The following is a 24238-nucleotide window of genomic DNA, read 5'->3' as shown; positions in this document are numbered from 1 at the left end:
TCGGCGGCTCAGGCCGTGACGGGCTTCCCGACCGGGCCGCCGGCGCGCTCCTCCCTGGCGAGCATCCGCTCGGCGACGAAGCCGCCGCCGGGGAGCACCGAAAGGATGAACAGCACGGCGCCGCGCTTGACGTCCCACTTCTGCGCCTGCCAGGCCATGATCCAGAAGACCACGTACAGGATGAAGAGGATCCCGTGGATCATGCCCATCACGGGCACGCCGTTGAAGCTGGTGGTGCGCTTCAGCACCGAGCACAGCAGCAGGAGGAGGAAGGAGACCCCTTCGGGGCCGGAGACCAGGCGCAGGCGGTGGACGGCGCTGCTGTTCACGATGGGTACCTCGATGCGGGGGTCGGAGATCACTTGTGAACCGGCTCACAAGCGTCCGGCCCATTATCACCGAGCACATGTCCGGGTCCTCGGCCGGGGTCCGGAGCAGGGGTGCGGTGCAGGGGTGCGGAGCCGGGTCCGGAGCGGAGTCCGGACCCCCGCTTTGTCCCAGATGCGTACCAGAACACCCCCACCCCCTCCCCCGGGCCGCCCGCGGCCCGCTAGATTGCGCCCGTGGCACAGTTTCGACTCCAGGGGTCCAAGGTGCTCGCCGTCGACATGACGGGCGACGCCGTGAAGGCCAGAAACGGCTCAATGGTCGCGTACACCGGCCAGATGGGCTTCAAGAAGCTCAGCGGCGGCGGCGACGGCCTACGGGGCATGGTGACCCGCCGGTTGACCGGCGAGCAGATGACGGTCATGGAGGTGAAGGGACAGGGCACCTGCTACTTCGCCGACCGCGCGACCGAGATCAACCTCGTGCGGTTGAACGGCGAGACGCTGTACGTCGAGTCCGACAACCTGCTCTGCACCGAGGCGACGCTGAAGACCGGTACCAGCTTCACCGGGCTGAACGGCGTCTCCTCCGGCAACGGCCTGTTCACCACCAAGGTCGAGGGCCACGGCTGGGCCGCGGTCACCTCCAAGGGTCCGGCGATCATCCTCCGGGTCACCCAGGGCATGCCCCTGCGGGTCGACCCGGGTGCGTACGTGGCGCACACCGGCAACCTCAACCGCTCCATCAAGTCGGGCGCCGGCTGGAGCACCTTCATCGGCGAGGGCGGCGGCGAGGCCGTGCAGGTCGAGTTCGCCGGCGAGGGCCTGGTCTACGTGCAGCCGTCCGAGAAGCTGACCGTCGGGGGCGACGTCTGATGGCGTTCACGAAGATCAACAGCAAGATGATCGAAGCCGTGGTCGTTCCCGGCCAGCGGCTGTTCAGCCAGCGCGGCGCGATGCTCGCGTACCGCGGCGAGGTCCGGTTCACGCCGAACATCACCGGCGGGCAGGGCGGGGTCATGTCGATGATCGGCCGCCGGGTGGCCAACGAGGACACCCCGCTGATGAGCGTCGAGGGCCACGGCAGCGTGATGTTCGGCCACGGCGGCCACCACGTGCAGGTCATCGACCTCACCGGCGACACCCTGTACGTCGAGGCGGACCGGCTGCTGGCCTTCGAGGGCTCGCTCCAGCAGTCCACCATGTTCATGGGCTCGCAGGGCGGTGTGATGGGCATGGTCCGCGGTCAGGTGACCGGACAGGGCCTGTTCACCACCAAGCTGGACGGCCACGGCGCGGTGGCGGTGATGGCGCACGGCGGCGTCTTCGAGCTGCCGATCACCCCGCACCAGCCGGTGTTCGTCGACCCGCAGGCCTACGTCGCGCACCGCGGCCAGGTCCAGAACAAGCTGTCCACCGCGCTGGGGTGGCGCGACATGATCGGGCGCGGCTCCGGCGAGGCGTTCCAGCTGGAGCTGTCCGGGAACGGCGCGGTGTACGTGCAGGCGAGCGAGGAGAAGCTCTGATGTCCTACCCGCCGCAGCCCCCGTACGGGCAGGACCCGTACGGGCAGCCCACCCAGCCCGGCTACCCGCAGCCCGGTTACCCCCAGCAGGGGCAGCCCTACCCGCCGCAGGGGTACCCGCAGCAGGGACAGCCCTACCCGCCGCAGCCCCCGCCGGGCTACCCGCAGCAGGGGTACCCGCCGCCCCCGCAGCAGGGCTACCCGGCCCAGCCGCCGCAGCAGTACGCCCAGGAGCAGTTCGGCGGCGCCCAGGCCCCGCTGCCCAAGGCCCAGGACGGCTCCGGCCCGGTGGTGCACGACGTGCACAGCCTGCCGGTCAACGACAACGTCAACCCGTACGCCTTCTCGGTGGACCTCAACGGGTCGTACTTCCTGCAGAAGGGCAAGATGATCGCCTACTACGGCGACATCTCCTTCAAGGGCGTCGGCGCCGGCGCGATCGACCGGATGCTCGGGCAGCACTTCAACTCGCCGATGCACGCGGCGGACTGGGTGGTCGCCGAGGGGCGGGGCAAGCTGCTGCTGGCCGACCGCGCCTTCGACCTCAACTCCTACGACCTGGAGGAGGGCAACCTGACGGTCCGCTCGGGCAACCTCCTCGCGTACGAGCCCACACTGCGGCTCAAGCAGTCGATCATCCCCGGGTTCCTCACCCTGATCGGCAGCGGCAAGTTCGTCGCCGCCTCCAACGGACCGGTGCACTTCGTCGAGCCGCCGATCCGGGTGGACCCGCAGGCACTGGTGGGCTGGGCGGACTGCCCGGCGCCGTGCCACCACTACGACCACGACTACATGCACGGGGTGATCGGCGGCATCCGCCGGCTGACCGGGCTGGGCGGGGCGTCCGGCGAGGAGCACCAGTTCGAGTTCATCGGCGCCGGACAGGTGCTGCTGCAGTCGACCGAGGTGCTGATGGCCGAGCGCGCGGTCGGCCAGGTGCACGCCGAGGCCGGCGTGCCGATGGGCGGGGTGCCGCCGCAGCACGCCCAGGGCCACGGGGGCCCGAACGTGCCGGGCCTCGGTAACCTGGGCGACCTCGGACGCCGCTTCGGACTCTGAGCCGCCCCGGCCGGATCCGTACGCCGGCGTTCGTGAACGCCGGTAAATTCGTACAACATTGAACTAATTGGGGTATGCTGTGTCCATGGACACGCACACGATCGCCCCGGCCGACGTCTCCTCCTCGCAGCCCGCGGGCCCCGAGGAGGAGACCCCCTGGCTGTCCTCCCGGGAGCAGCGGTTGTGGCGGGCCCACCTGGAGGTCGCCAAGCTGCTCGACTACCAGCTCGGCCGCGAACTCCAGCCGCACAGCCTGGCGATCAACGACTACGAGATCCTGGTCGTGCTCTCCGAAGCCCCCGAGCGCCGGATGCGGATGACCGACCTCGCCACCGCGACCCTCCAGTCCAAGAGCCGGCTCTCGCACCAGATCACCCGGATGGAGAACGCCGGCCTGGTGCTGCGGCAGGAGTGTCCGGGCGACCGCCGCGGCCTGTACGCCCACCTCACCGAACAGGGCTGGGAGACCATGCAGCGGGTCGCCCCGGACCACGTCCGCAGCGTCCGGGCGCACTTCATCGACCGTTTCACGCCCGAGCAGCTGGACGCGATGTACGAGGCGCTCGCCCCGGTGGCCGAGCACCTGCGCGGGCTCCGCGGCCGTTCCTGACCCGGCCCCCGAACCACCGCGCGACACGGAACCGCCGCACGACGGAACGAACCGCCGCGCGGGACGAAGGCCGGCGCCCCGCACGAGGGGTGCCGGCCTTCCGCACGGACCGGTCAGGCCGCCGTGAGCCCCGCGACCAGCCGGTCGGCCGCCCCGTACGGGTCCAGCTCCCCGGCCACCACCCGCTCGGCCAGGGTCGTCAGGTGCCGGTCGCCGCGCAGGTCGCCGATCCGGGCGCGGAGCGCGGCCAGCGCGATCGCCTCGATCTCGTCGGCCGCCCGGCGGCGGCGGCGGACGGCCAGCTCACCGTGCTCGTCCAGCCAGGCGCGGTGCTTCTCCAGCGCCTCGACCACCTCGTCCACGCCCTCGCCCCGGGCCGCGACGGTCTTCACGATCGGCGGCCGCCAGTCCCCCGGCTCGCGCGGCCCGCCGAGGCCGAGCATGTGGTTCAGCTCCCGGGCGGTGGCGTCGGCGCCGTCCCGGTCGGCCTTGTTGACCACGAAGAGGTCGCCGATCTCCAGGATCCCGGCCTTGGCGGCCTGGATGCCGTCGCCCATGCCGGGGGCGAGCAGCACCACGGTGGTGTCGGCCTGCGCGGCGATCTCCACCTCGGACTGGCCGACACCGACCGTCTCGACCAGGATGACGTCGCAGCCGGCCGCGTCGAGCACGCGCAGCGCCTGCGGGGCGGTCCAGGAGAGGCCGCCCAGGTGGCCCCGGGTGGCCATCGAGCGGATGAACACCTCGGGGTCGGTCGCGTGGTCCTGCATCCGGACCCGGTCCCCGAGCAGCGCGCCGCCGGAGAACGGCGAGGACGGGTCGACCGCCAGCACCCCCACCCGCTTGCCCAGCCGCCGGTAGGCGGAGACCAGCGCCGAGGTGGAGGTGGACTTGCCCACGCCCGGCGAGCCGGTCAGCCCGACGGTGTAGGCGCGCCCGGCGTACGGCGCCAGCGCGGCCATCACCTCGCGCAGCTCGGGTGCGGCGTTCTCGACCAGCGAGATCAGTCGGGCTACCGCCCGCGGACGGCCCTGCCGGGCCTGCTCGACCAGCGTCGGCACATCGATCATGGGTAGCTGCTCCTTGCGCCGAAGGGCTGCGGCCCGCCGGTGGCGGTCCGCAGCCCCTGAGTGGGTTTCCTGTGACGGGTCAGGCCTTGGGAACCCGGACGATCAGCGCGTCGCCCTGGCCGCCGCCACCGCAGAGCGCGGCCGCGCCGACACCGCCGCCGCGGCGCTGGAGCTCCAGCGCGAGGTGCAGCACCACCCGTGCGCCGGACATGCCGATCGGGTGCCCGAGCGCGATCGCGCCGCCGTTGACGTTGACGATCTCCGACGACACCCCCAGGTCCTTGGTCGACTGGTGGGCGACGGCGGCGAAGGCCTCGTTGATCTCGATCAGGTCGAGGTCCCCGACGGCGATGCCCTCCTTGGCGACCGCGTGCCGGATCGCGTTGGACGGCTGCGACTGCAGCGAGTTGTCCGGGCCCGCGACGTTGCCGTGCGCGCCGATCTCGGCGATCCAGCTCAGGCCCAGCTCCTCGGCCTTGGCCTTGCTCATCACGACCACGGCCGCGGCGCCGTCCGAGATCTGCGAGGAGGTGCCGGCGGTGATGGTGCCGTCCTTGGTGAAGGCCGGGCGCAGCCGGGCCAGGCCCTCGGCGGTGGTGTCGGCGCGGATGCCCTCGTCCTGGCTGAACAGGACCGGCTCGCCCTTGCGCTGGGGGACGGCCACCGGGACGATCTCGGCGTCGAAGACGCCGTCCGCCTGGGCCTTGGCGGCGCGCTGGTGCGAGGCGGCCGCGATCTCGTCCTGGACCTCGCGCGGGATGCCCAGCCGGGCGTTGTGCTTCTCGGTGGACTCGCCCATCGGGATGTTCTCGTAGGCGTCGGTCAGGCCGTCGTGGGCCATCGAGTCGAGCAGCTCGATCGCGCCGTACTTGTAGCCCTCGCGGGACTTCGGCAGCAGGTGCGGGGCGTTGGTCATGGACTCCTGGCCGCCCGCCACCACGATGTCGAACTCGCCGGCCCGGATCAGCTGGTCGGCCAGGGCGATGGCGTCCAGACCCGAGAGGCACACCTTGTTGATGGTGAGCGCGGGGACGCTCAGCGGGATACCGGCCCTGACGGCGGCCTGGCGGGCCGGGATCTGGCCGGCGCCGGCCTGCAGCACCTGGCCCATGATCACGTACTGGACCTGGTCGCCCGTGACACCGGCCCGCTCCAGCGCCGCCTTGATCGCGAAGCCGCCGAGTTCGGCGCCGGAAAAGCCCTTGAGCGAACCGAGCAGCCGACCCATCGGGGTCCGTGCACCGGCAACGATCACAGAGGTGGTGTTGGTCATAGGACGGGCCCCTTCGCACGTCGTGGCCAGGTGAGGATGCCGCTCAATGTACTGACCTGCTACCCGCCCGTCACCGGACCGACCGTGTGATCGAGCGCACTGGCACCCTCCAGTCAACACCGTGTCAACCCGGTCCGGGTGAACCCTTGCCGCCGGGCCTCCCGTGTGAGCAGGCTCGCACCGGGATCGCTGGCGCCGCGGACCCGCATGCGCTGCACTGTTGCCGACCTGTCACCCGCGCCGCATCCGGAGGCCACCGTGCTGACCCGTATCGACCACATCGGCATCGCCTGCCACGACCTCGACAAGACGGTCGAGTTCTACCGCTCCACCTACGGCTTCGAGGTGTTCCACAGCGAGGTCAACGAGGAGCAGGGCGTCCGCGAGGCCATGCTCAAGATCAACGACACCGGCGACGGCGGCGCCTCCTACCTCCAGCTGCTGGAGCCGATCCGCGAGGACTCCCCGGTCGGCAAGTGGCTGGCGAAGAACGGCGAGGGCGTCCACCACATCGCCTTCGGCACCGCCGACGTGGACACCGACTCCGAGGAGATCCGCTCCAAGGGCGTCCGGGTCCTCTACGAGGAGCCGCGGATCGGCTCGATGGGCTCCCGGATCACCTTCCTGCACCCGAAGGACTGCGGCGGCGTACTGACCGAGCTGGTCACCGCCGCGAAGCCGGGCGAGCACGAGGCCCACTGAGCGACGCCGGGTGCCGCCGGGCGGCGGCACCCGGCTCCTCCCCGCCGCTTCCCGGCCACTTCGGCGTCTCTCCCCGGCCCCGTTCCCGGCGACTCCTCCGGCACTCCTCGGGCCCCCCGGACGCCCGTCCGCCGCCGTGCCACCGCCCCTCCACGCCCATGACCCGCCGGTAACCTCGGGCGGCGAGCCGGAAAACCCCCACGCGGCCATTCCCCCGCAAGGCGCTCCCACTACAATGCCCAGGTGCGCGAAGACTCCGGGGGACGGGGACGACGGGCACGGCCGAAGACAGGCCCGTCCGCCCCGGTGGGAGGCCCGTCGCAGGGGAGTCCATTTCGCGGGCACGGCTGAACAGTCGCAAGACGGATCTGTCACCATTCTCCACAAGGCAAGAGTTCGCCCAGGAGTCCACCCGGACGGGGGAACGCGGATCGACCGCGCTCCCAAGCCCCGGACTCCCACGACCGCGGCGGGTGCCCCCAAGGACGGGGCCGCCCGCACGAGCGCGGATGCAAGGACCAGTCGGACCAGCGCCCGGACAACGGGAGCACCGGACCGGCCGGGTCGAGGACGCGACCAGGAGATGGATGGGACCGCGGAGTGCGGGGCTACGACCGCTACGAGGTTGACGACCACCTCTCCCAGTTCGAGGCCGACATGGATCGGACTCGGAAGGAACGGGAAAAGGCAGTCGAGCATGCCGAGGACCTCGCCTACCAGGTGGAGGTACTCCGGGCCAAGCTGCACGAGTCCCGTCGCATGCTGGCCCAGCCGCGCGCTTTCGACGCCGTTTCCGGCCAGGCCGAGCAGATGCTCCGCACTGCCGAGATGCAGGCGCAGCAGCTGCGCGCCGACGCGGAACGCCAGCTTCGCGACTCCCAGGCCGCCACCCAGCGCATCATGGCCGAGGCCGCCGAGCGCACGGCCCGGCTGGAGGCCGAGCTGGCCGCCCGCCGCCGCCAGCTGGAGGACGAGCTCGCCGAGCTGCGGCGCAGCGCCGAACAGCACGTCAACGAGAACGTCAACTGGGCCGAGCAGACCCGGGCCGGCACCGAGCAGGAGGCCCAGCGCCTCCTCCAGGACGCCCGCGCCGAGGCCGACCGGATGATGGCCGCTGCCCGCGCCGAGGCCACCGCCCTGGCCGACCAGGCCCGGGCGCAGACCGCCGCCGACGTCGACGCCGCCCGCGGCGAGGCCCACGCCGCCGCCGAGGCCGCCCTCCAGCGCGCCCACACCGACGCCGAGCGGATGCTGCGCGCCGCCTCCGAGCAGGCCCAGCAGGCCGGCGCCCAGGCCGCCGCCGACGTCGACGCCGCCCGCGGCGAAGCCCAGCAGCAGCTGGCCGCCGCGCACGTCGCCGCCGAACAGCAGCTGACCGTCGCCCACGCCGAGATCGGCCGGCTCAAGGAGGAGGCCGCCGCCGAGCAGGCCCGCGCCGAGCAGGCGCTCGCCCACGCCCAGGCGGAGATAGCGCGGCTGCGCGCCGAGGCGATCGCCGAGGCCGAGCGGGCCCGCCAGGAGGCCGCCGAACTGCGGGCCCGGGCCGAGGTCGCCGCCGAGCAGCTCCAGGCCGACGCCGAGGCCGCCGCCGAGCGGAAGGTCGCCGACGGCGAGGCCGCCAGCGAGCAGCGCTCGCAGACCGCCCGGGCCGAGGTCGCCCGGATGGTCGCCCAGGCCACCAAGGAGGCCGAGGCGATCCGCGCCGAAGCCTCCACCAAGCAGGCCCAGGCGGAAGCCGCCAAGGCCGCCGCCTCCGAGGAGAGCGAGCGGCTGCGCGCCACCGCCGAGTCGGTGGCCGGACAGCTGCGCGCCGAGGCCGAGGCCGCGATCGCCGAGCTGCGCGGCCAGGCCGAGCGGGACGTCGCCGAGCTTCGGGCGCACGCCGAGGCCACCGCCGCGCGGCTGCGCGGCGAGGCCGAGGAGGCCGGCCGGGCCGCCGGCGCCAAGGACGCCGCCGTCCACCTGGCCAAGGCCGCCAAGACCGCCGAGGAGATGCTGGCCCGGGCCGGCCGGGACGTCGAGACGACCCGCACCGAGGCCACCACCGAGGCCGACCGGATCCGCACCGAGGCCGCCGCCGAGGCCGAGCGGCTGCGCGAGCAGGCCCGCGCGGCCGTCGAGGCCGCCCAGAACGCCGCCCTGGACGACGCCGCCGCCATCCGCGAGCGGATCCAGGAGATGCAGGACGAGGCCGCGCGGCTGCGCGCCGAGGCCGAGGAGCTTCGCGCCCAGGCCGCCGCCGAGGCCGACCGGGTGCGCGGCGAGGCCCGCAGGCAGGCCGTCCTGCAGATCGAGGAGGCGGCGAAGAACGCCGAGGAGCTGCTCACCAAGGCCAAGTCCGACGCGGACGAGCTCCGCGCGGGCGCGGCCGGCGAGATCGAGCGCCTGCGCGCGCAGGCCAAGGAGCAGGCCACCGAGACCCAGGGGCGGGCCGAGCAGACCCTGGAGCGGGCCCGCACGGAGGCCGCGAAGATCACGGCCACGGCCGAGCAGCAGGGCCGGGGCGCGCTCGCCGCGGCCAAGGCCGCGGCTGCCGAGAACCGGGCCGCCGCCGAGCGCGAGACAGCCGAACTGCGCCGCGAGGCACACGAGTTCGACCAGCGGGTGCGTGCCGAGGCGGGCACCGCCGCAGAGGTCCTGCGGGCCGACGCGGAGGCCGAGGCGACCTCCGTCCGGGCCGCCGCCGTCGCCGACGCGGAGCGGCTGAGGACCGAGACCGACACCGAGGTCGCCCGGAGCCGGGCCGAGGCCGAGGCCGCCGCCGAGGCGCTGCGCGAGGAGAGCCGGCGCGAACGCGAGGAGGCGTCCGCCGGTCTGCAGCGGGAACGCGAGGAGACCGCCGAGCACCTGGCCGCCGCCACGGCGGCCCGTGAGCGGGCGGAGCAGGCCGCCACCGAACTCACCGACCGCACCACCGCCGAGACCACGGCACTGCGCGAAGCCGCCGAGGCACACGCCGCCCGCGTCCGCACCGAGGCCGAACAAGCCGCCACCGAACTCACCGACCGCACCACCGCCGAGACCACGGCACTGCGCGAAGCCGCCGACGCACACGCCGCCCGCGTCCGCACCGAGGCCGAACAAGCCGCCACCGAACTCACCGACCGCACCGCCACCGAGACCACGGCACTGCGCGAAGCCGCCGACGCACACGCCGCCCGCGTCCGCACCGAAGCCGAACAAGCCGCCACCGAACTCACCGACCGCACCACCGCCGAGACCGCCCGGCTGCGGGCCGAGGCCGAGCAGACGCTGGAGGCCGCCCGGGCCGCCGCCGAGCGGCGCCGGGCCGAGGCCGAGAAGGCCGCCAAGGAGATGCGCGAGCGGGCCGAGGCCGAGCTGGCGCTGGCCGACGAGCAGGCCGGGACGGTCCGCGCCGAGGCCGGCCGGGAGCTGTCCGAGGCCCGCGCCACCGCCGATTCGATCCGCGCCGAGGCGGGCGAGGTGCTGGAGCAGGCCCGTCTGGACGGCGAGGACCTGATCGCCGCCGCCGATCTGGAGGCCGCCGCGCTGATCGAGGCCGCCGAGGAGGAGGCCGCCGAGGTCCGCCAGTCGGTGGCCGGCCTGCACGCGACCGCCTCGCAGCAGATCGCCGATCTGCGGGCCGCCGCCGAGCGGGAGGCCGCCGAGGTCAGGGAGCGGGCCGAGCAGGCCGCCGCGGACCTGCGCGACACCGCCGACCGGGAGACCACCGAACAGCGGGCGCTCGCCGACCGCGAGACGACCGAGCTGCGCGAGCGCACCGACCGCGCGGTGGCCGAGCTGCACGACGCCGCCGACCGCGAGACCACCGAACAGCGGGCCCTGGCCGACCGCGAGACCGCCGAGCAGCGGGCGCTCGCCGAGCGCGAGACCGCCGACCTGCGCGCCCGGACCGCCGCCGAGACGGCAGCCCTGCGTGAGCAGACCGAGCTTGAGCTGACCGCCGAGCGGGAGGCCGCCGACGCCGAACTGTCCCGCCGCCACGCCGAGGCGCACGCCTACGACCAGCAGGTGCGGGCCGACGCCGAGGCCGAGCTGCACGCCGCCCAGGAGGCCGCCGAGCAGCAGCGCGCCGAGGCCGAGGCACTGGCCGCCCGGACGGTGGCCGCCGCCGGGGACCGGTCGGCCGCGCTGGTCGCCGAGGCGGAGGACTTCGCCGCCCAGCTGCGTGCCGAGGCCGAGGAGTACGCGTTCGCCACCCGCAGCCTCGCGGACGACTACGACACGGCGACCCACGCCCGTGCCGACGCCTTCGACGCCGAGATCCGCGAGGCCGCCGAGCACTTCGACAAGGCCACCCGCGACCAGGCGAAGTCGGTCCTGGAGAAGGCCTTCGCGGACGCCGAGTCGCTCGGTGAGGACGCCCAGACCACCGCGCTGGCCACCACGGCCGCCGCCGAGGAGCAGGCGGACGCGATGGTCGCGGCCGCCCGCAAGGAGGCCGACCGGCTGGTCGGGGCCGGCGAGGCGGCCGGTCAGGACGCGGTCGAGAAGGGCCGGGCCGACGCCGACGCGCTGCTCTCCGAGGCCCGCCGGGACGCCACGGCGATCCGTGAGCGTGCCGAGGAGCTCCGCGAGCGCACCGACGCCGAGGTCGAGGCCCTGCACGAGCGCGCCCGCAAGGAGAACGCGCAGGCCATGAAGTCGGCCGGCGAGCGGGTGGACGCGCTGGTGACGGCCGCCCAGGAGCAGCTGACCGAGGCCGAGGAGCAGGCGGTCGCCACCGTCGCCGAGGCCGAGGAGCGGGCGGCGGCGCTGGTCACGGGCGCCGAGGACCGCGCCAACGAGCTGACCTCGGTGGCGTCCGCGGAGGCCAGCAAGGTCCGGATCTCGGCCGTGCGCAAGGCCGAGGGCCTGCTCAAGGAGGCCGAGACCAAGCTCTCCGACTCGACCAGCCGCGCCGAGGCACTGATCATCAAGGCCGAGGCGAAGCTGAAGTCCTCCCAGGACGAGGCGGAGGAGCGGCTCGACTCGGCGGCGGCCGAGGTGGAGAAGCGGCTGCGGGCCGCCGACGAGGCCGCGGACGAGCAGGTCGAGCTGGCGAAGGCGGAGGCCGAGCGGCTGCTCGCCGAGGCACGGGCCGAGGCGAAGCGGGTCACCGACGAGGGCCGTCGCGAGTTGGACGAGCTGGTGCGCCGCCGCAAGGACATCAACACGGAGATCTCCCGCGTGCAGGACGTGCTGTCCGCGCTGGAGGCCTTCGAGGCGCCGTCGCCGGTCGCGCAGGCAAACGGGGGAAGCACCACCAAGAAGGACGGGGGTGCCAAGGCCGGTGCCGGAGTTGGCGCTCCCCGGTCGAGTGGCAATCGCTCCAAGAGCGCACCACCCGATTGAGCGGACATTGTCCGCGAGACAACGGCGTTTCGCCGTCGACACTCCGGTACCGTGTCAGGATTCCCTCAACCACCTCAGCGGTTTGACGACAGGAAGCCCAGAACCCCATGAGCGACAGTCACTCCCCTCACGGCTTCGACCTGGTGCGCCGTGGGTACGAGCGCGCCCAGGTCGACGAGCGGATCACCAAGCTGGTGGCCGACCGTGACAGTGCCTTGACCCGGATCAGCGCACTCGAGAAGCGCATCGAGGAGCTCCACCTGGAGACCCAGACCGCCCAGGCGGCGGTCGCCGAGGCGGAGCCCTCGTACGCGGGTCTCGGCGCCCGGGTCGAGAAGATCCTGCGGCTCGCCGAGGAGGAGGCCAAGGACCTGCGCGACGAGGCGCACCGCGCCGCCGAGCAGCACCGCGAGCTGGCCGAGGCGGCCGCCCAGCAGGTCCGCACGGAGGCCGAGAACTACGCCAAGGACCGCAAGGCCAAGGCGGAGGACGAGGGTCTGCGGATCGTCGACAAGGCCAAGAGCGACAGCGCCCAGCTGCGGGCCGAGGCCAACAAGGACGCCCAGAACAAGCGCGAGGAGGCGGACGCCCTCTTCGAGGAGACCCGCACCAAGGCCGCCCAGGCCGCGCTGGAGTTCGAGACCAACCTGGCCAAGCGCCGCGAGCAGTCCGAGCGCGACCTCGCCGCCCGTCAGGCCAAGGCCGAGAAGCGTCTGGCCGAGATCGAGCACCGGGCCGAGCAGCTCCGCCTGGAGGCCGAGAAGCTGCGGACCGACGCCGAGCGCCGTGCCCGTCAGACCGTCGAGACGGCCCAGCGCCAGTCCGAGGACATCGTGGCCGACGCGAACGCCAAGGCCGACCGGATCCGCAGCGAGTCCGAGCGCGAGCTGGCGGCGCTCACCAACCGCCGCGACAGCATCAACGCCCAGCTGACCAACGTCCGCGAGATGCTGGCGACGCTGACCGGCGCGGCCGTGGCCGCCGCCTCGCTGCCGGGCGACGACTCCCTGGGCGTGCCCGCCCAGCAGTCGCGCTGACGCCCTGACCGACGGGCCCCCACCCTCCGGGGTGGGGGCCCGTCGTGCTGTCCGGGACCGGCTCCCCCGTTTCCGGGGCCGCCTCCGGGGGCCGCCTCCGGGACCGGCGTGACCGCCGGCGTCACAGGGGCCCCGGAGGCCCCCAGGAAGCCCGGGAGACGGCCGGGGGCTTCCCGGGCCGCCCCGGGGCGCGTTCAGCGCGGGTACGCGCCGTCCGGCCGCTGGTGCCCGCAGCTCAGTTGGTTGCCGTCGTCGTCCGAGACGGTGCCGAACCACGAGGTGCACCAGACCGACACCGAATCGGGCCAGTACTGCACCTCGAACGGGTGACCCGAGCCGAAGTCCCCGTACGAGGAGACGATGAACGTCTCCCCCGGACGCATCCAGTAGTCCTCTCCCAGCGGCTCCAGGGTCAGTTCGAGCAGTCCCTCGCCCCGGTTGGTCACCGGCATCCGGCCGGTCACCTCCAGCGCCGAGAAGTCCCAGCGCTCCCGCTCGTCCTTCATCCGGCGGCCACCCGGACCAGCAGCCGGCGCACGGCCGCGTTGAACGCCTCCGGCGCCTCGATCGCGCTCAGGTGACCCACCCCGGGGAGCACCGTCAGCTCCGCGTCCGGCCGGGCCCGCGCCATCAGCTCCGCCTCGGCGAGCGGCACGAGGCCGTCCTCCGCACCCGCCACCACCGTGGTCGGCACCCGCAGCCCGGCCAGGACGTCCAGCGTCTCCGGCCGGGCCGCCATGGCCCGCTGCGCCCACGCGACGGCGGCCGGCGGCGCGGCGGCGATCAGCGTCTGCACCCGGTCGGCCAGGTGCTGCGAGTCCGGGCCGAGCTGGCCGGCCGCCATCCGTTCGTCGAGCAGCAGCCGGACGCTGTTGCGGGCCAGCACCGCGGAGGCGATCCGTTCCCGGTTGGCCCGGGCGGCCTCCGTGTCGGCGGTGGCCTTGGTGTTCGCCAGCAGCAGGCCCGCCAGCCGGTCGGGGTGGCGGCGGGCGAAGGCCAGCGCCACGTACCCGCCCATCGAGAGGCCCCCGAGCACCGCCCGGTCGACCCCGGCCGCGTCCAGCAGCAGGGCGACGTCGTCGGCGACCGCGTCCAGCGAGGGCTCGTCGGTGCCCAGCACGGTGCCTCCGAAGCCGCGCTGGTCGGGGGCGATCACCCGGGCCTCGTCCCCGGTCGGTCCGGGCAGCTCGTCCAGTTGGGAGGACCACATGGCGGCGTTGAGCGGAAAGGCGTGCAGCAGCACGAGGGGAGTTCCGGTACCGCTCTCGCGGACCGACACTGCGGAGGGGAGCTGGGTCATGGGCACACCGTATTCCGGTGCGCCCGGCGGGCCCACTCAGCGGGCCGCATTGTCCCCTTTGTCATAGCCTGACGGAGAGTAAGGGAGCGCGAATGATCGAGTTGCACGAGCTGACAAAACGTTACGGCAAGACCCTCGCCGTGGACCGGCTGAGCTTCAAGGTCCCCCAGGGCGTGGTCACCGGGTTCCTCGGCCCCAACGGCGCCGGCAAGTCCACCACCATGCGCATGATCCTCGACCTGGACCGGCCCACCGGCGGCCGCGTCACCATCGACGGCAGACGGTACGGGCAGCTCAGCGAACCGCTCAAGTACATCGGCGCGCTGCTGGAGGCCAAGGCCGTCCACCCGGGGCGCACGGCCCGGGACCACCTGCTCTGGCTCGCCCAGAGCAACCGCATCCCCACCCGCCGGGTCGACGAGGCGCTCGCCCTCGTCGGTCTCACCCCGGTCGCCCGCAAGCGCGCCCGGGGCTTCTCGCTCGGCATGGGCCAGCGGCTCGGCATCGCCTCCGCCCTGCTCGGCGACCCGGAGATCGTCATGTTCGACGAACCGGTCAACGGACTCGACCCGGAGGGCATCCTCTGGATCCGCAACCTGATGAAGCGCCTCGCCGCCGAGGGCCGGACCGTCTTCGTCTCCTCCCACCTGATGAGCGAGATGGCCGTCACCGCCGACCACCTGGTGGTCATCGGCAGGGGCCGGCTCCTCGCCGACCTGTCGATGGCCGAGTTCATCCGCCGCAACTCCCGCTCCGCCGTCCGGCTGCGCACCCCCCAGCCCGAACGGCTGCTCGACGTCCTGGCCGGCGCCGGAGTGCGGCACGAACCGGGCCCGGACGGCTCGTACGAGGTCGTCGACGGCAGCCTCGCCGCACTCGGCGAGCTGGCCGCCGCACAGGGCGTGGTGCTGCACGAACTCAGCCCGCAGCAGGCCTCCCTGGAGGAGGCCTTCATGCAGATGACGGCCGACTCGGTGGAGTACCACGCCGGGGACGGCCCGGGCCGCGACGCGGCCGGCGCACCCGGCGTCTGGGGCGCCGACTGGCAGGGAGGCAAGGCGGCGCAGCCGGCGGCCCCCCGTACCGAGGAGAACTGAGATGGCGTCCTTCCCCGCGATCCTGCAGTCCGAGTGGACCAAGATCCGCAGCGTCCGCTCGACGATCTGGACGCTCGCCCTGACCTTCGTGATCACGCTCGGCATCGGCGCCCTGCTGTCGCTGCTCACCCGCAACAACTTCGAGGAGTTCCGGAGCGACGACAGCCCCTTCGACGCCACCGGCACCGCCTTCTCCGGCATCATCCTCGGCGAGCTGGCCATCATCGTCTTCGGGGTGCTGGCGGTCGGCAACGAGTACAGCACCGGGATGATCCGGGTCACCCTGGCCGCCGTCCCCCAGCGCGGCACGCTCCTCACCGGCAAGGCGGTGGTGCTCGGCGGACTCGCCCTGGCGGTCTCGCTGGTGACGGCGTTCCTCACCTTCTTCGTCGGCCAGGCCCTGCTCGGCGACCACTCCACCGACCTCGGCGAACCGAACGTCCTGCGCGCGGTGTTCGGGGCCGCGCTCTACCTGACGATGCTCTGCCTCTTCTCGGCCGGCGTCACCGCGATGCTGCACAACCAGACGCTGGCGCTGGGCGTGCTGGTCCCGTTCTTCTTCCTGCTCTCGCCGATCCTGTCGGCGGTGCCGAAGGTCAAGACGCTGGCCCACTACTTCCCCGACTACGCGGGCTCCCGGATGATGCTGGTGTACGAGCAGAACGGCCAGCCGTACGGGCCGTGGACCGGCTTCCTCATCTGCCTGGCCTGGACGGTCGCCGCCCTGGCCGGCGGCGCGCTGGTGCTGAAGCGGCGGGACGCCTGACGGCGCGCGCCGCCTCCACCGCCGCCCCCGCACGGTCCACGCCCCTTCCCCCTCCCGAGCCGCGGCCGGCCGGGGGGAAGGGGCGTCGCCGTCAGTACCGGGGCGCGCCGCGGCCGCGGAGCAGGTTCGAGGCCCGGCGTTCCCTGGCGCCCCAGCACGCCCGGTGCCAGTGCCGGCGGTCGTCCACCCCCGCGCCGTGCATCGGCCAGGCCACCACATGGCCGACACCGGGCGGGATCTCCTGGTCGCACCCCGGGCAGCGGTAGTGCCGGCCCGCCGTACCCGCCACCGTCTGCACCACCCAGTCCTCGCCCTGGTAGTTGTCGGTGCGGCGCAGCGCACCCCCCGGCGGGGCGGCCTGCTCGGCCGGCTCGCGGTCGGCTGCGATCTTGATCCGGTTACGGCGGGGCGACACGGCGGGCTACCTCTCTACGGTGGTCGCGGAACCGTTCAAGCCTACGGCCGGGGGCCGCCCGCCGGGTCTCTATCACGGCATCGGACCGTGCTCCGGTGTTTCCCGTGATATCCACCCGTTCTTCTGGGAAATTGGTGGTTCGGCGTGCCATTGGCACATGACATGGGCTACTCACGAGGGGACAGGCGGGGCCCGCAGACCCTGCGCGCACCCGAGGAGGCTCTCAGTATGACCAGAACCAGCGCCCGCGCCGAGACCCGCCGACCCGTCGGGGTCCGCCCGCCGGCACCCGGCCCGGCGCTGACCACCACCGCCGCGACGGGCACCGCCGGCACTCCCCTGCCGACCGTCCAACGGGCCGGTGCCGCACCCGCGGACACCGCTCCCGTGCTCGTCGGCGCCTTCCTGCTCTCCGCACAGTTCCCGGGCCAGACCCACGGCGAGGCGCTGGACCGCACCGTCCGCGCCGCCGTCGAGGCCGAACGCGCGGGGCTGGACAGCGTCTGGCTCGCCGAACACCACTTCGTCCCGTACGGGGTCTGCCCGAACGCCGCCACCCTGGCCGCGCTGCTGCTCGGCCGCACCCGGCGGATCGGCATCGGGACGGCGGTCAGCGTGCTCTCCACCGCCCACCCGGTGGCCCTCGGCGAACAGGCCGCGCTGCTCCACCTCACGTCCGGCGGGCGGTTCACGCTCGGCGTGGGGCGCGGCGGGCCCTGGATCGACCTGGACGTGTTCGGTGGCGGCGTGGAGGCCTTCGAGCAGGGGTTCCCGGAACGGCTCGACCTGCTGCTGCGCTGGCTGCGCGGCTCCCGGGTGGGCGCGTCCGGACCGCAGTTCGAGTTCCCCGAAGTGGCCGTGGTGCCCCGGGCCACCGAGCCGCCCCGCCGCCCCGACCTTGGCGCCTGGCTCGGCGTCGACGAACGCAGCGGGCTGCTCCGGTTCCCCCGCCAGCGTCAGGACGCCGACGGCCCCGGCGAGGAGCTCACCGCCGTCGGCCGACCGGTCGCCGGCCCGCCGGTGGTGGTCGCCTGCACCTCGCCGGGCGGGGTGCGGAACGCCGCCGAACGCGGCCTGCCGATGCTGCTCGGCATGCACTCCGGCGACGACGACAAGCTGCACATGCTGGAGCTGTATCGTTCCGCCTGGCTGGCCGCCGGGCGCAGCGAGGAGCAGCTGCGGCGGGTCGGCCGCCAGCACGTCGCGGCCGGCGTGGCCCAGGTGGACGACCGGACCTCGGCGGCCCGGGCCACCCTGCTGCGCGCGATGCCCGGGTGGTTCGAGTACGGGCTCGGCGCCCACCGCACGGTGGACGGCCGGGAACGCAAGATGCGCGACCCCCGCGAGTACACCGAACTCCTCTGCGACCTGCACGCGGTGGGCACGCCGAGGCAGTGCGCGGACCGGCTGCTGGCCACCGCCGAAAGGACCGGCATCCGCCGCTTCGCGCTGCTCGCCGAGGGAAGCGGCGACCACGAGGCCACCCTGCACAACATCGCCCGGCTGGGCTCCGAGGTGCTGCCGCAACTGAGCTGAAGCCGGTCGGACCCGGCCGCGCGCACCGAACCGAAGCAACCCGGAGGCGAGCGGGCGACACCCGCCCCGAGCAGGCCCGAGGCGAGCGGGCGACACCCGCCCCGAGCAGGCCCGGAGGCGAGCGGGCGACACCCGCCCCGAGCAGGCCCGGAGGCAAGCGGGCGACAACACGGCCCGGGCCGCCCGTCCCCCTTCGTGGGGGCGGGCGGCCCGGTGGCGTATCCGGCGCGAGCCGACCGGTGCTCAGCAGTCCCGCAGTTCCTCGGACTGGTTGAGCAGCTGCGCCCGAACGGAGGTGAACCGCTCGTACCGCTTCTTGTTGGCGGACGACGGCACGAAGACCGCCACCCGGTGACAGTTCTGGAAGGCCAGCTGGACACCGAAATGCCGCTGCAGGGCACCCCGGATGGCGTCACTGGCGAGCGCCCGAAGGAGCTGGCCGCGGGCCTGCTCGCTGGGCGGAGGTACCTGGTTGTCGGCGAAGTCGGTGCCGTCGACCTTCGCCTGGGCGACCAGCGAGCTGATCAGGTCCCAGGCGTACGGCAGGGAGACGCGGACGCAGTCGACGAACTCCCGCTCGTCGACCTCGTCCCGCTCGGCCTTCTCCAGCAGGGCCGGTGAGACGTCGAGCGACATGGATTCTCCTCTCGCGGTCCACCCGCGCGGCGCACGGGTGGTGGTGCGTAGTCCAAGTCCGAGCTGAGGGTGAGGGTGAGGGTGAAGCGCGGGATGTCCGGAACACCGTCGGACGGGTGTGACGCCGTCGGACGGCCTTGTTTCCGGCACCGCGCCGAGGCGGGGGCGCCGAGGACCCGTTGAGGGACGTGGTCGGGGGCGCCAACCGCTCAGAACAGCGTGGCAGTCAACGGCGGACCGGACCGGTGGTTCCGGCTGATTGCTCCGGGAATGAGCCCCGGTGCACCAGATTGGCCGGATCCCGTCGGATCGTTCATCTGAAGTCTCCATCCCCGTTGACAGCGATCCCGCAAGCAAGCCGTCACACACCGTAGCTGCCAATGGTGGTGGCCGCCAGGGTGCCGACAGGCTTTCGAGGGATCGCAGGGCATCCATGTTCGCGGGGTTCGCGGATTCTTCACCCGGCCGTCGCGGAATCGCATCAACTGGCCCCGGTGGGCTAGCGTGGTCGACCGTGCGTCTCGTAATTGCCCGCTGCTCAGTCGACTATGCCGGTCGGCTCTCCGCCCATCTGCCCTCCGCCACCAGGCTCATCCTGGTCAAGGCCGACGGCAGCGTCAGCATCCACGCCGACGACCGCGCCTACAAGCCGCTCAACTGGATGTCCCCGCCGTGCGCCCTCAAGGTCGCCGACGGGGTCTGGACGGTGGAGAACAAGGCCGGCGAGAAGCTCATCATCACGCTGGAGGAGGTGCTGCACGACTCGTCCCACGAACTCGGAGTGGACCCGGGTCTGATCAAGGACGGTGTCGAGGCACACCTCCAGGAGCTGCTCGCGGACCGGATGGAGGTGCTCGGCGCCGGCTGGTCCCTGATCCGCCGCGAGTACCCCACCGCGATCGGACCGGTCGACATCCTCTGCCGCGACTCGGACGGCGCGACCGTCGCCATCGAGATCAAGCGGCGCGGCGAGATCGACGGTGTGGAACAGCTCACCCGCTATCTGGAACTGCTCAACCGGGACCCCCTGCTGGCCCCGGTGAAGGGCGTCTTCGCCGCGCAGGAGATCAAGCCGCAGGCCCGTGTGCTGGCCACCGACCGGGGCATCGGCTGCGTGGTCCTGGACTACGACGCGCTGCGCGGCATCGACGACGACAAGCTGAAGCTGTTCTGACCCGCACCTGACCTGACCCCACCCGCAGACCCGACCCGGCGTCGCCGACCGTCAGCCGGTCGGCGACGCGGACGTCGTGGACGCCGTCGGACTCCCCGAGTCCGGCGGCGTCGTCGTGGTCGAGGGGACCGTTGTCGTCGGGACGGTCGTCGGGGTCGCCGGGGGCTGGGTGGCCGGCGGCGTGCCGCCTCCGGGGGGCTGCGTGGACCCTCCGCCCGCCGTTCCCCCGTTCGTGGTGCCGTTCCCGCCGGTGCCGCCTCCGCCGCCCGTGCCGCCGCCCGGGGGCGGCGGGTTGCCGCCCGTTCCCCCCGCGCCGCCCGCCGGCTGCGACTGGCCCGGGGCCGTGGACTGCGGGGCGGTGCTCGTCGTCCCCGTGCTCGGCGACCGGCTCGGCCGCTTCGACGCCGACGGCGAGGCCGACCGTGACCGCGAGGCGACGGCGCCCGTCGAGGGCCCGTCCTCGGGCTCCTCGGCCGTGGGCGGGGCCGTCGGGGCGGAGGTCTCGGGCGCGGCCGTGGAGGAGGGTCCCGAGGCGGTCGGCCGGGGGCTGCCGGAGCGGGGCGACGGCCGGGTGCCGGTCGGCAGGGAGCCGTCGTCGCTGCTGCTGTGCGGATCCGTTCCCTTCGGCTCCCCGTCGGCCGTCATCGCGACCGCCGTACCGAGGACGCCCAGCGCGAGCACGGCCGCCGAGGCGGCGATCACCGTGCGCCTGGTGCGGCCGGGGCCCGTGGTGGTGGCCCTGAGCCGCAGGGGCACCTGGGCGATGGCCCGGATGACGGGCCGGCGGGCGGACCCGGAGCCGGCCGGCGCGGCGGGCGGCAGCTGCCGGCCGTCGGCGCGCAGCAGGTCGAGCATCCGCCGGGCGCCGGGCGCCCCGCGCTGCTCGCCGAGGGCGGCCCGCAGGGCGAGTGCGGCCTCCAACTCGGCCGTGGCCCGGCCGGGTTCCCGCACGCAGATCGCGTAGACGCCCAACTCGTGGTGGAACCACGCCTCGTCGACCCGCGCGCCGGTCTTCCGGGCGGCTTCCAGACCCAGTTGCAGGGCGCGTTCCCAGGCCCCCCAGCGCAGCGCCAGCGCCAGCGCCGGGGCGGCCGCCCGGGCCAGCCGCAGTACGGAGGCGTGCCGTCCCGCGGCCCGGTCGGCCAGGAGTACGCCGATCACCACCTCGGCCTCGGCGGCGATCTGCGCCAGCGAGACCGAGGAGTGGCCGACCCACCAGGCGAAGTGCTGCGCGGCGCCGTCGACGCTGCCGCGGGCGGGCCAGTGCGGGGCGAGCAGCTCCAGCGCCCCGGCGGTGAGCCGGTGGTGGCCGCCGATGGAGACGGCGAGCCCCGCGTCGGCGAGCTCGGCGAGCGCGTTCTCGCCCTGGCCGACGTCGATCAGCGCGGGCAGGTGCGGGGCGGTCGGGCACTCGCCGCCGAGCGCCACGGCGAGCCGCAGTACGGCCTGGGCGGTCTCCCCGAGGCCCTCGGCGAGCCGGACGGCGGGGAGCGTGGACTCGGCGACCGAGGGCAGTGGGACGTTCCCGCGCAGCGCGGCTTCACGGACCGCCGGGTCGGGGTCGTGGACCGGCTCCCGGACTGCTCCGAAGACGTCCATGCGGTCGTCCTCGGCGGCGACCAGGGCGTCCACCGCGACGTCCCGCTGCCGCAGCAGCGCGGCGGCCTGGACGAACCGCAGCGGCAGGCCCTCGGACTCGAACCAGAGGTCCACCGCCCAGGCCTTCTCGGCCGCGTCCAGGGGCCGCCCGGCCAGCCGGGCGGCGAGTGCCAGGCAGGCGGGCCGGGAGAGGCCGGCGACCAGGTGGTCGCGGAGCCGGGAGTCCGGCGTCAGCTGCGGGCTGTCGGGGGCGACGGAGATCAGGAAGGCGCAGTCGGGCGCGGCGGCGAGGAACTGCTCCAGTTCCGGCCCGGAGGGCTCCACCTCGTCGACGACGACGATCGCGCCGACCCGGGCGAGGTGCTCGGCGAGCTGGGCCGGGTCGGGGCGGAAGCCGGGGGCGTGGTGGGTGGCCGCGAAGAGGTCCTGGAGCAGGTCGGCGGCGGTGCGGCGGTGGCCGCAGAGCTGGACGACGCCGCCGGGGGCGAGGTCGCCGGCCGACTCGGCGACGGCCGACAGCAGGGCGCTGCGGCCGGATCCGGCCTGGCCGACCAGGCGTATGGAGCGGCCCTCGGCGAGCAGGCCGAGCAGCTGGGCGACGTCGGCCTCGCGGTCGAGCAGCGGCAGGTCGGCGGGCCCGGCGCCGAGGGCGAGCGGACCGACCTGGCGGCCGGCGTCACCGGACGGGCCGCGGGCGGGGCCGCTGCGCTCGGTCCGGCGGGGGCTGGGGCGCCACTCGTCGGGGCAGGGGCGCACCTCGGATCCCTCCGGGGTGCCGACGGTCACCAGCAGCCCGCCGGTGACCAGCTCACCGCTCCGGGCCCGTACGGCCTCCTGCCGGAACTCACCGGATGGCTGTCCCACGATCTGCTCCGCCCCACGCTCGCGCCGACGACTTCGTCCGGCCGCCCGCGGACCGGGGGCACCTCCCGGTCGAAGGCCGGGGGGGCCGGGCTCGGCCCCGGCGGCCGTTTCCTGACGCCAGACTCTCGCACATCCGCGCCCGCCCGCACAGCGGCCTCCCGGCACCGGGCGTCCGCGGCCGCGCGACCGCCGGTCAGAGCACCGGCAGGGTGGCACCGCGGGGTTCGGCGATCATGCCCTCGACGGCGAGGATCCGGTGCAGCCGGGTGGCCACCAGCAGCCGCTGGAGCTGGGCCGGGACGGAGCGGAGCACCAGGCGGCGGCCGATCCGGCCGGCCCGGCGGTGGGTGCCCATGATCACGCCGAGGCCGGTGGCGTCCCAGAACTCGAGCCGGGCGAGGTCGAGCACGAGGTCGCCCAGGCCGCCGTCGACGGCCTGGTGCAGCCGGGCCCGCGCGTCGGCGGCGGTGCGCACGTCGAGGCGGCCTTCGATGGCCAGCGCCACGTGGTTGCCGGTGATGCGCATGCTCTCCTCCTCCGCGTGGCGGACCTGCGTGGCGGATCTGGTCGGGGTCGTCCCGCTGCGTCCGCCCCGGCCGTGCCGGGTCAGGATGCGGGGGTGTCGGTGTCGGTCGGTGGTCGATGTCGGTATCGATGACGGTGTCGATTCGGGCGGGCCTTCGGCCCCACGCCCGGCCCCGGCCGGAATCCCGGGTTCCCCCTCATCTGACGGCGAACCAGCCCCGCGGGTTGCTGGTTCCGGCCAGATCTGAAGCAACTTCACTCGTCCGAGGGAATATACGCAGGAACTCTCCACACCTACGCTCGATTACCGCCCAAATCACCCGTCTGCGACACCGGCGTGAGGAAACTCACCCACCCCGGAGCGGGGCCGTGCGGTGCTCCGACCGCACGGCCCGCGGGCTCAGCGGCGCCGACCGGTCACTTGGCCGGGTACGGGTAGAAGCCGCGGCCGCTCTTGCGGCCCAGGTCGCCGGCGGTGACCATGCGGGCCATGATCTCGGGGGCGGCGAACTTCTCGTCCTGGGTCTCCTCGTAGATGTTCCGCGCGGCGTGCAGCAGGATGTCCACGCCGGTCAGGTCGGCGGTCTCCAGCGGGCCCATCGGGTGGCCGAAGCCGAGCCGGCAGGCGGCGTCGATGTCCTCGGCGCTGGCGACGCCCGACTCGTACAGCTTGGCGGCCTCGACGACCAGCGCGGTGATCAGACGGGTCGTGACGAAGCCGGCCACGTCGCGGTTGACCACCACGACGTCCTTGCCGACGCCCTCGGCGAAGGCCCGGGCGGTGGCCAGCGTCTCGTCGCTGGTCTTGTAGCCGCGGACCAGCTCGACCAGCTTCATCAGCGGCACGGGCGAGAAGAAGTGCACGCCGACGACCGACTCCGGGCGGCCGGTGGCGGCGGCGATGCGGGTGATCGGGATGGCGGAGGTGTTGGAGGCGAGCACCGCACCCGGCTTGGCGAGCTTGTCGAGCTCCTTGAAGACGCCTTCCTTGACGTCCAGCCGCTCGAAGACCGCCTCGACCACGATGTCGGCCTCGGAGACCGCGTCCAGGTCGGTGGTGGTGGTGATCCGGCCGAGCGCCGCCTCGGCGTCCTCGGCGGTCAGCCGACCCTTGGAGACGAACTTGTCGTACGAGGCGCGGATGCCCGCGAGGCCGCGCAGGAGCGCCTCCTCGGTGACGTCGCGCAGGACCACGGGGTGCCCTGCCTGCGCGGAGACCTGGGCGATGCCGGCGCCCATCAGGCCGGCACCGATCACGGCGATCCGCTTACTGGACACATTGCTCATGGCTTGGTCTCCCGATGCCGTCGCCGCCCTGGCGGGCGGGCCCTGAAGGCGGCTCAGGGCAGGGATCACCGGCGCCGAGCCGCGTCGCTCATGGGCCGGACTTTAGTGCCCGAACGGTCGG

Annotated in this window: 21 protein-coding genes; 11 read left to right on the top strand and 10 right to left on the bottom strand. The window is 73.9% G+C overall.

Annotated features, from left to right (window positions below; translation table 11 throughout):
- Positions 1–8: 8 nt before the first annotated feature.
- Complete coding sequence (locus ACFWIC_RS13725) at positions 9–332, bottom strand: DUF3817 domain-containing protein (protein ID WP_329883201.1); 324 nt, start codon at positions 330–332, stop codon at positions 9–11.
- Between the two features lie 231 nt (positions 333–563).
- Between ACFWIC_RS13725 and ACFWIC_RS13720 the strand changes: the two genes are divergently transcribed.
- The 4 genes from ACFWIC_RS13720 to ACFWIC_RS13705 all read left to right on the top strand — a co-directional run bounded on the left by ACFWIC_RS13720 (position 564) and on the right by ACFWIC_RS13705 (position 3520).
- Positions 564–1202, top strand: a complete 639-nt coding sequence (locus tag ACFWIC_RS13720; protein ID WP_329882992.1) for an AIM24 family protein — start codon at positions 564–566, stop codon at positions 1200–1202.
- A complete protein-coding gene (locus ACFWIC_RS13715; protein ID WP_329882993.1) occupies positions 1202–1852 on the top strand; it encodes an AIM24 family protein in 651 nt (216 codons plus the stop codon). Before ACFWIC_RS13720 ends, ACFWIC_RS13715 begins: the two co-directional genes overlap by 1 nt.
- 257 nt (positions 1853–2109) lie before the next feature.
- Entirely contained in the window at positions 2110–2910 is an 801-nt protein-coding gene (locus tag ACFWIC_RS13710) for an AIM24 family protein (RefSeq protein ID WP_329883202.1), read from the top strand.
- An 85-nt stretch (positions 2911–2995) separates the two neighbouring features.
- Positions 2996–3520: a MarR family transcriptional regulator gene (locus ACFWIC_RS13705; protein ID WP_329882994.1), complete on the top strand. Its 525-nt coding sequence runs from the start codon at positions 2996–2998 to the stop codon at positions 3518–3520.
- Positions 3521–3633: 113 nt separating this feature from the next.
- On the opposite strand, the gene meaB is transcribed toward ACFWIC_RS13705, so the two are convergent.
- Together meaB and ACFWIC_RS13695 are read right to left on the bottom strand one after the other, a co-directional pair.
- A complete protein-coding gene (meaB, locus tag ACFWIC_RS13700; RefSeq protein WP_329952213.1) occupies positions 3634–4590 on the bottom strand; it encodes a methylmalonyl Co-A mutase-associated GTPase MeaB in 957 nt (318 codons plus the stop codon).
- A gap of 79 nt (positions 4591–4669) precedes the next feature.
- Positions 4670–5863, bottom strand: coding sequence for an acetyl-CoA C-acetyltransferase (locus tag ACFWIC_RS13695; RefSeq protein ID WP_329882996.1), 1194 nt, complete (start codon positions 5861–5863; stop codon positions 4670–4672).
- A gap of 258 nt (positions 5864–6121) precedes the next feature.
- Here ACFWIC_RS13695 and mce point away from each other — a divergent pair, with 258 nt between their 5' ends.
- From mce to ACFWIC_RS13680, 3 genes are all read left to right on the top strand, one after another.
- Complete coding sequence (mce, locus tag ACFWIC_RS13690; RefSeq protein WP_329952217.1) at positions 6122–6565, top strand: methylmalonyl-CoA epimerase; 444 nt, start codon at positions 6122–6124, stop codon at positions 6563–6565.
- 600 nt (positions 6566–7165) lie between these two features.
- Positions 7166–11881, top strand: a complete 4716-nt coding sequence (locus ACFWIC_RS13685; RefSeq protein ID WP_380518344.1) for a hypothetical protein — start codon at positions 7166–7168, stop codon at positions 11879–11881.
- Between the two features lie 107 nt (positions 11882–11988).
- Entirely contained in the window at positions 11989–12918 is a 930-nt protein-coding gene (locus ACFWIC_RS13680) for a cellulose-binding protein (protein ID WP_327680760.1), read from the top strand.
- 194 nt (positions 12919–13112) lie between these two features.
- Here the strand turns inward: ACFWIC_RS13680 and ACFWIC_RS13675 are convergent, their stop codons facing one another.
- Both ACFWIC_RS13675 and ACFWIC_RS13670 read right to left on the bottom strand, forming a co-directional pair.
- A complete protein-coding gene (locus tag ACFWIC_RS13675) occupies positions 13113–13424 on the bottom strand; it encodes a hypothetical protein (RefSeq protein WP_329948542.1) in 312 nt (103 codons plus the stop codon).
- Positions 13421–14218 (bottom strand): alpha/beta hydrolase, encoded by a 798-nt coding sequence (locus tag ACFWIC_RS13670; RefSeq protein WP_329882999.1) that lies wholly within the window; start codon positions 14216–14218, stop codon positions 13421–13423. Before ACFWIC_RS13670 ends, ACFWIC_RS13675 begins: the two co-directional genes overlap by 4 nt.
- A gap of 92 nt (positions 14219–14310) precedes the next feature.
- On the opposite strand from ACFWIC_RS13670, the gene ACFWIC_RS13665 reads away from it, so the two are divergent.
- Both ACFWIC_RS13665 and ACFWIC_RS13660 read left to right on the top strand, forming a co-directional pair.
- A complete protein-coding gene (locus ACFWIC_RS13665) occupies positions 14311–15315 on the top strand; it encodes an ATP-binding cassette domain-containing protein (RefSeq protein ID WP_329883000.1) in 1005 nt (334 codons plus the stop codon).
- 1 nt (position 15316) lies between these two features.
- Positions 15317–16081 (top strand): ABC transporter permease subunit, encoded by a 765-nt coding sequence (locus tag ACFWIC_RS13660; RefSeq protein WP_329883001.1) that lies wholly within the window; start codon positions 15317–15319, stop codon positions 16079–16081.
- A gap of 91 nt (positions 16082–16172) precedes the next feature.
- On the opposite strand, the gene ACFWIC_RS13655 is transcribed toward ACFWIC_RS13660, so the two are convergent.
- A complete protein-coding gene (locus ACFWIC_RS13655) occupies positions 16173–16496 on the bottom strand; it encodes an ATP/GTP-binding protein (protein WP_380361044.1) in 324 nt (107 codons plus the stop codon).
- Between the two features lie 387 nt (positions 16497–16883).
- On the opposite strand from ACFWIC_RS13655, the gene ACFWIC_RS13650 reads away from it, so the two are divergent.
- Positions 16884–18032 carry an LLM class flavin-dependent oxidoreductase gene (locus tag ACFWIC_RS13650; protein ID WP_329948557.1) on the top strand — a complete coding sequence of 383 codons (1149 nt, stop codon included), beginning with the start codon at positions 16884–16886 and terminating at the stop codon, positions 18030–18032.
- A 243-nt stretch (positions 18033–18275) separates the two neighbouring features.
- Here the strand turns inward: ACFWIC_RS13650 and ACFWIC_RS13645 are convergent, their stop codons facing one another.
- Positions 18276–18668: an SCO5389 family protein gene (locus ACFWIC_RS13645; RefSeq protein ID WP_329883002.1), complete on the bottom strand. Its 393-nt coding sequence runs from the start codon at positions 18666–18668 to the stop codon at positions 18276–18278.
- A gap of 514 nt (positions 18669–19182) precedes the next feature.
- On the opposite strand from ACFWIC_RS13645, the gene nucS reads away from it, so the two are divergent.
- Positions 19183–19842 carry an endonuclease NucS gene (gene nucS / locus ACFWIC_RS13640; protein WP_329948544.1) on the top strand — a complete coding sequence of 220 codons (660 nt, stop codon included), beginning with the start codon at positions 19183–19185 and terminating at the stop codon, positions 19840–19842.
- Between the two features lie 51 nt (positions 19843–19893).
- On the opposite strand, the gene ACFWIC_RS13635 is transcribed toward nucS, so the two are convergent.
- The 3 genes from ACFWIC_RS13635 to ACFWIC_RS13625 form a co-directional block, all read right to left on the bottom strand.
- A complete protein-coding gene (locus ACFWIC_RS13635; RefSeq protein WP_380518338.1) occupies positions 19894–22305 on the bottom strand; it encodes an ATP-binding protein in 2412 nt (803 codons plus the stop codon).
- Between the two features lie 193 nt (positions 22306–22498).
- A complete protein-coding gene (locus ACFWIC_RS13630) occupies positions 22499–22831 on the bottom strand; it encodes an STAS domain-containing protein (RefSeq protein WP_329883005.1) in 333 nt (110 codons plus the stop codon).
- A gap of 416 nt (positions 22832–23247) precedes the next feature.
- Entirely contained in the window at positions 23248–24117 is an 870-nt protein-coding gene (locus tag ACFWIC_RS13625; RefSeq protein ID WP_329883006.1) for a 3-hydroxyacyl-CoA dehydrogenase family protein, read from the bottom strand.
- Positions 24118–24238: the final 121 nt, after the last annotated feature.

It is taken from the genome of Kitasatospora sp. NPDC127035, from assembly GCF_042726075.1.
Classification (GTDB): Bacteria; Actinomycetota; Actinomycetes; order Streptomycetales; family Streptomycetaceae; genus Kitasatospora.
This window is presented reverse-complemented; position numbering and strand designations above follow the sequence as displayed.

What these genes read in the sequence shown, in the direction of transcription:
- ACFWIC_RS13680 (WP_327680760.1), top strand. Translation starts at nt 11,989, where the DNA reads ATGAGCGACAGTCACTCCCCTCACGGCTTCGACCTGGTGCGCCGTGGG.
- ACFWIC_RS13665 (WP_329883000.1), top strand. Translation starts at nt 14,311, where the DNA reads ATGATCGAGTTGCACGAGCTGACAAAACGTTACGGCAAGACCCTCGCC.
- ACFWIC_RS13695 (WP_329882996.1), bottom strand. Translation starts at nt 5,863, where the DNA reads ATGACCAACACCACCTCTGTGATCGTTGCCGGTGCACGGACCCCGATG.
- ACFWIC_RS13715 (WP_329882993.1), top strand. Translation starts at nt 1,202, where the DNA reads ATGGCGTTCACGAAGATCAACAGCAAGATGATCGAAGCCGTGGTCGTT.
- ACFWIC_RS13625 (WP_329883006.1), bottom strand. Translation starts at nt 24,117, where the DNA reads ATGAGCAATGTGTCCAGTAAGCGGATCGCCGTGATCGGTGCCGGCCTG.
- meaB (WP_329952213.1), bottom strand. Translation starts at nt 4,590, where the DNA reads ATGATCGATGTGCCGACGCTGGTCGAGCAGGCCCGGCAGGGCCGTCCG.
- ACFWIC_RS13670 (WP_329882999.1), bottom strand. Translation starts at nt 14,218, where the DNA reads ATGACCCAGCTCCCCTCCGCAGTGTCGGTCCGCGAGAGCGGTACCGGA.
- ACFWIC_RS13660 (WP_329883001.1), top strand. Translation starts at nt 15,317, where the DNA reads ATGGCGTCCTTCCCCGCGATCCTGCAGTCCGAGTGGACCAAGATCCGC.
- ACFWIC_RS13675 (WP_329948542.1), bottom strand. Translation starts at nt 13,424, where the DNA reads ATGAAGGACGAGCGGGAGCGCTGGGACTTCTCGGCGCTGGAGGTGACC.
- ACFWIC_RS13705 (WP_329882994.1), top strand. Translation starts at nt 2,996, where the DNA reads ATGGACACGCACACGATCGCCCCGGCCGACGTCTCCTCCTCGCAGCCC.
- ACFWIC_RS13630 (WP_329883005.1), bottom strand. Translation starts at nt 22,831, where the DNA reads ATGCGCATCACCGGCAACCACGTGGCGCTGGCCATCGAAGGCCGCCTC.
- ACFWIC_RS13645 (WP_329883002.1), bottom strand. Translation starts at nt 18,668, where the DNA reads ATGTCGCTCGACGTCTCACCGGCCCTGCTGGAGAAGGCCGAGCGGGAC.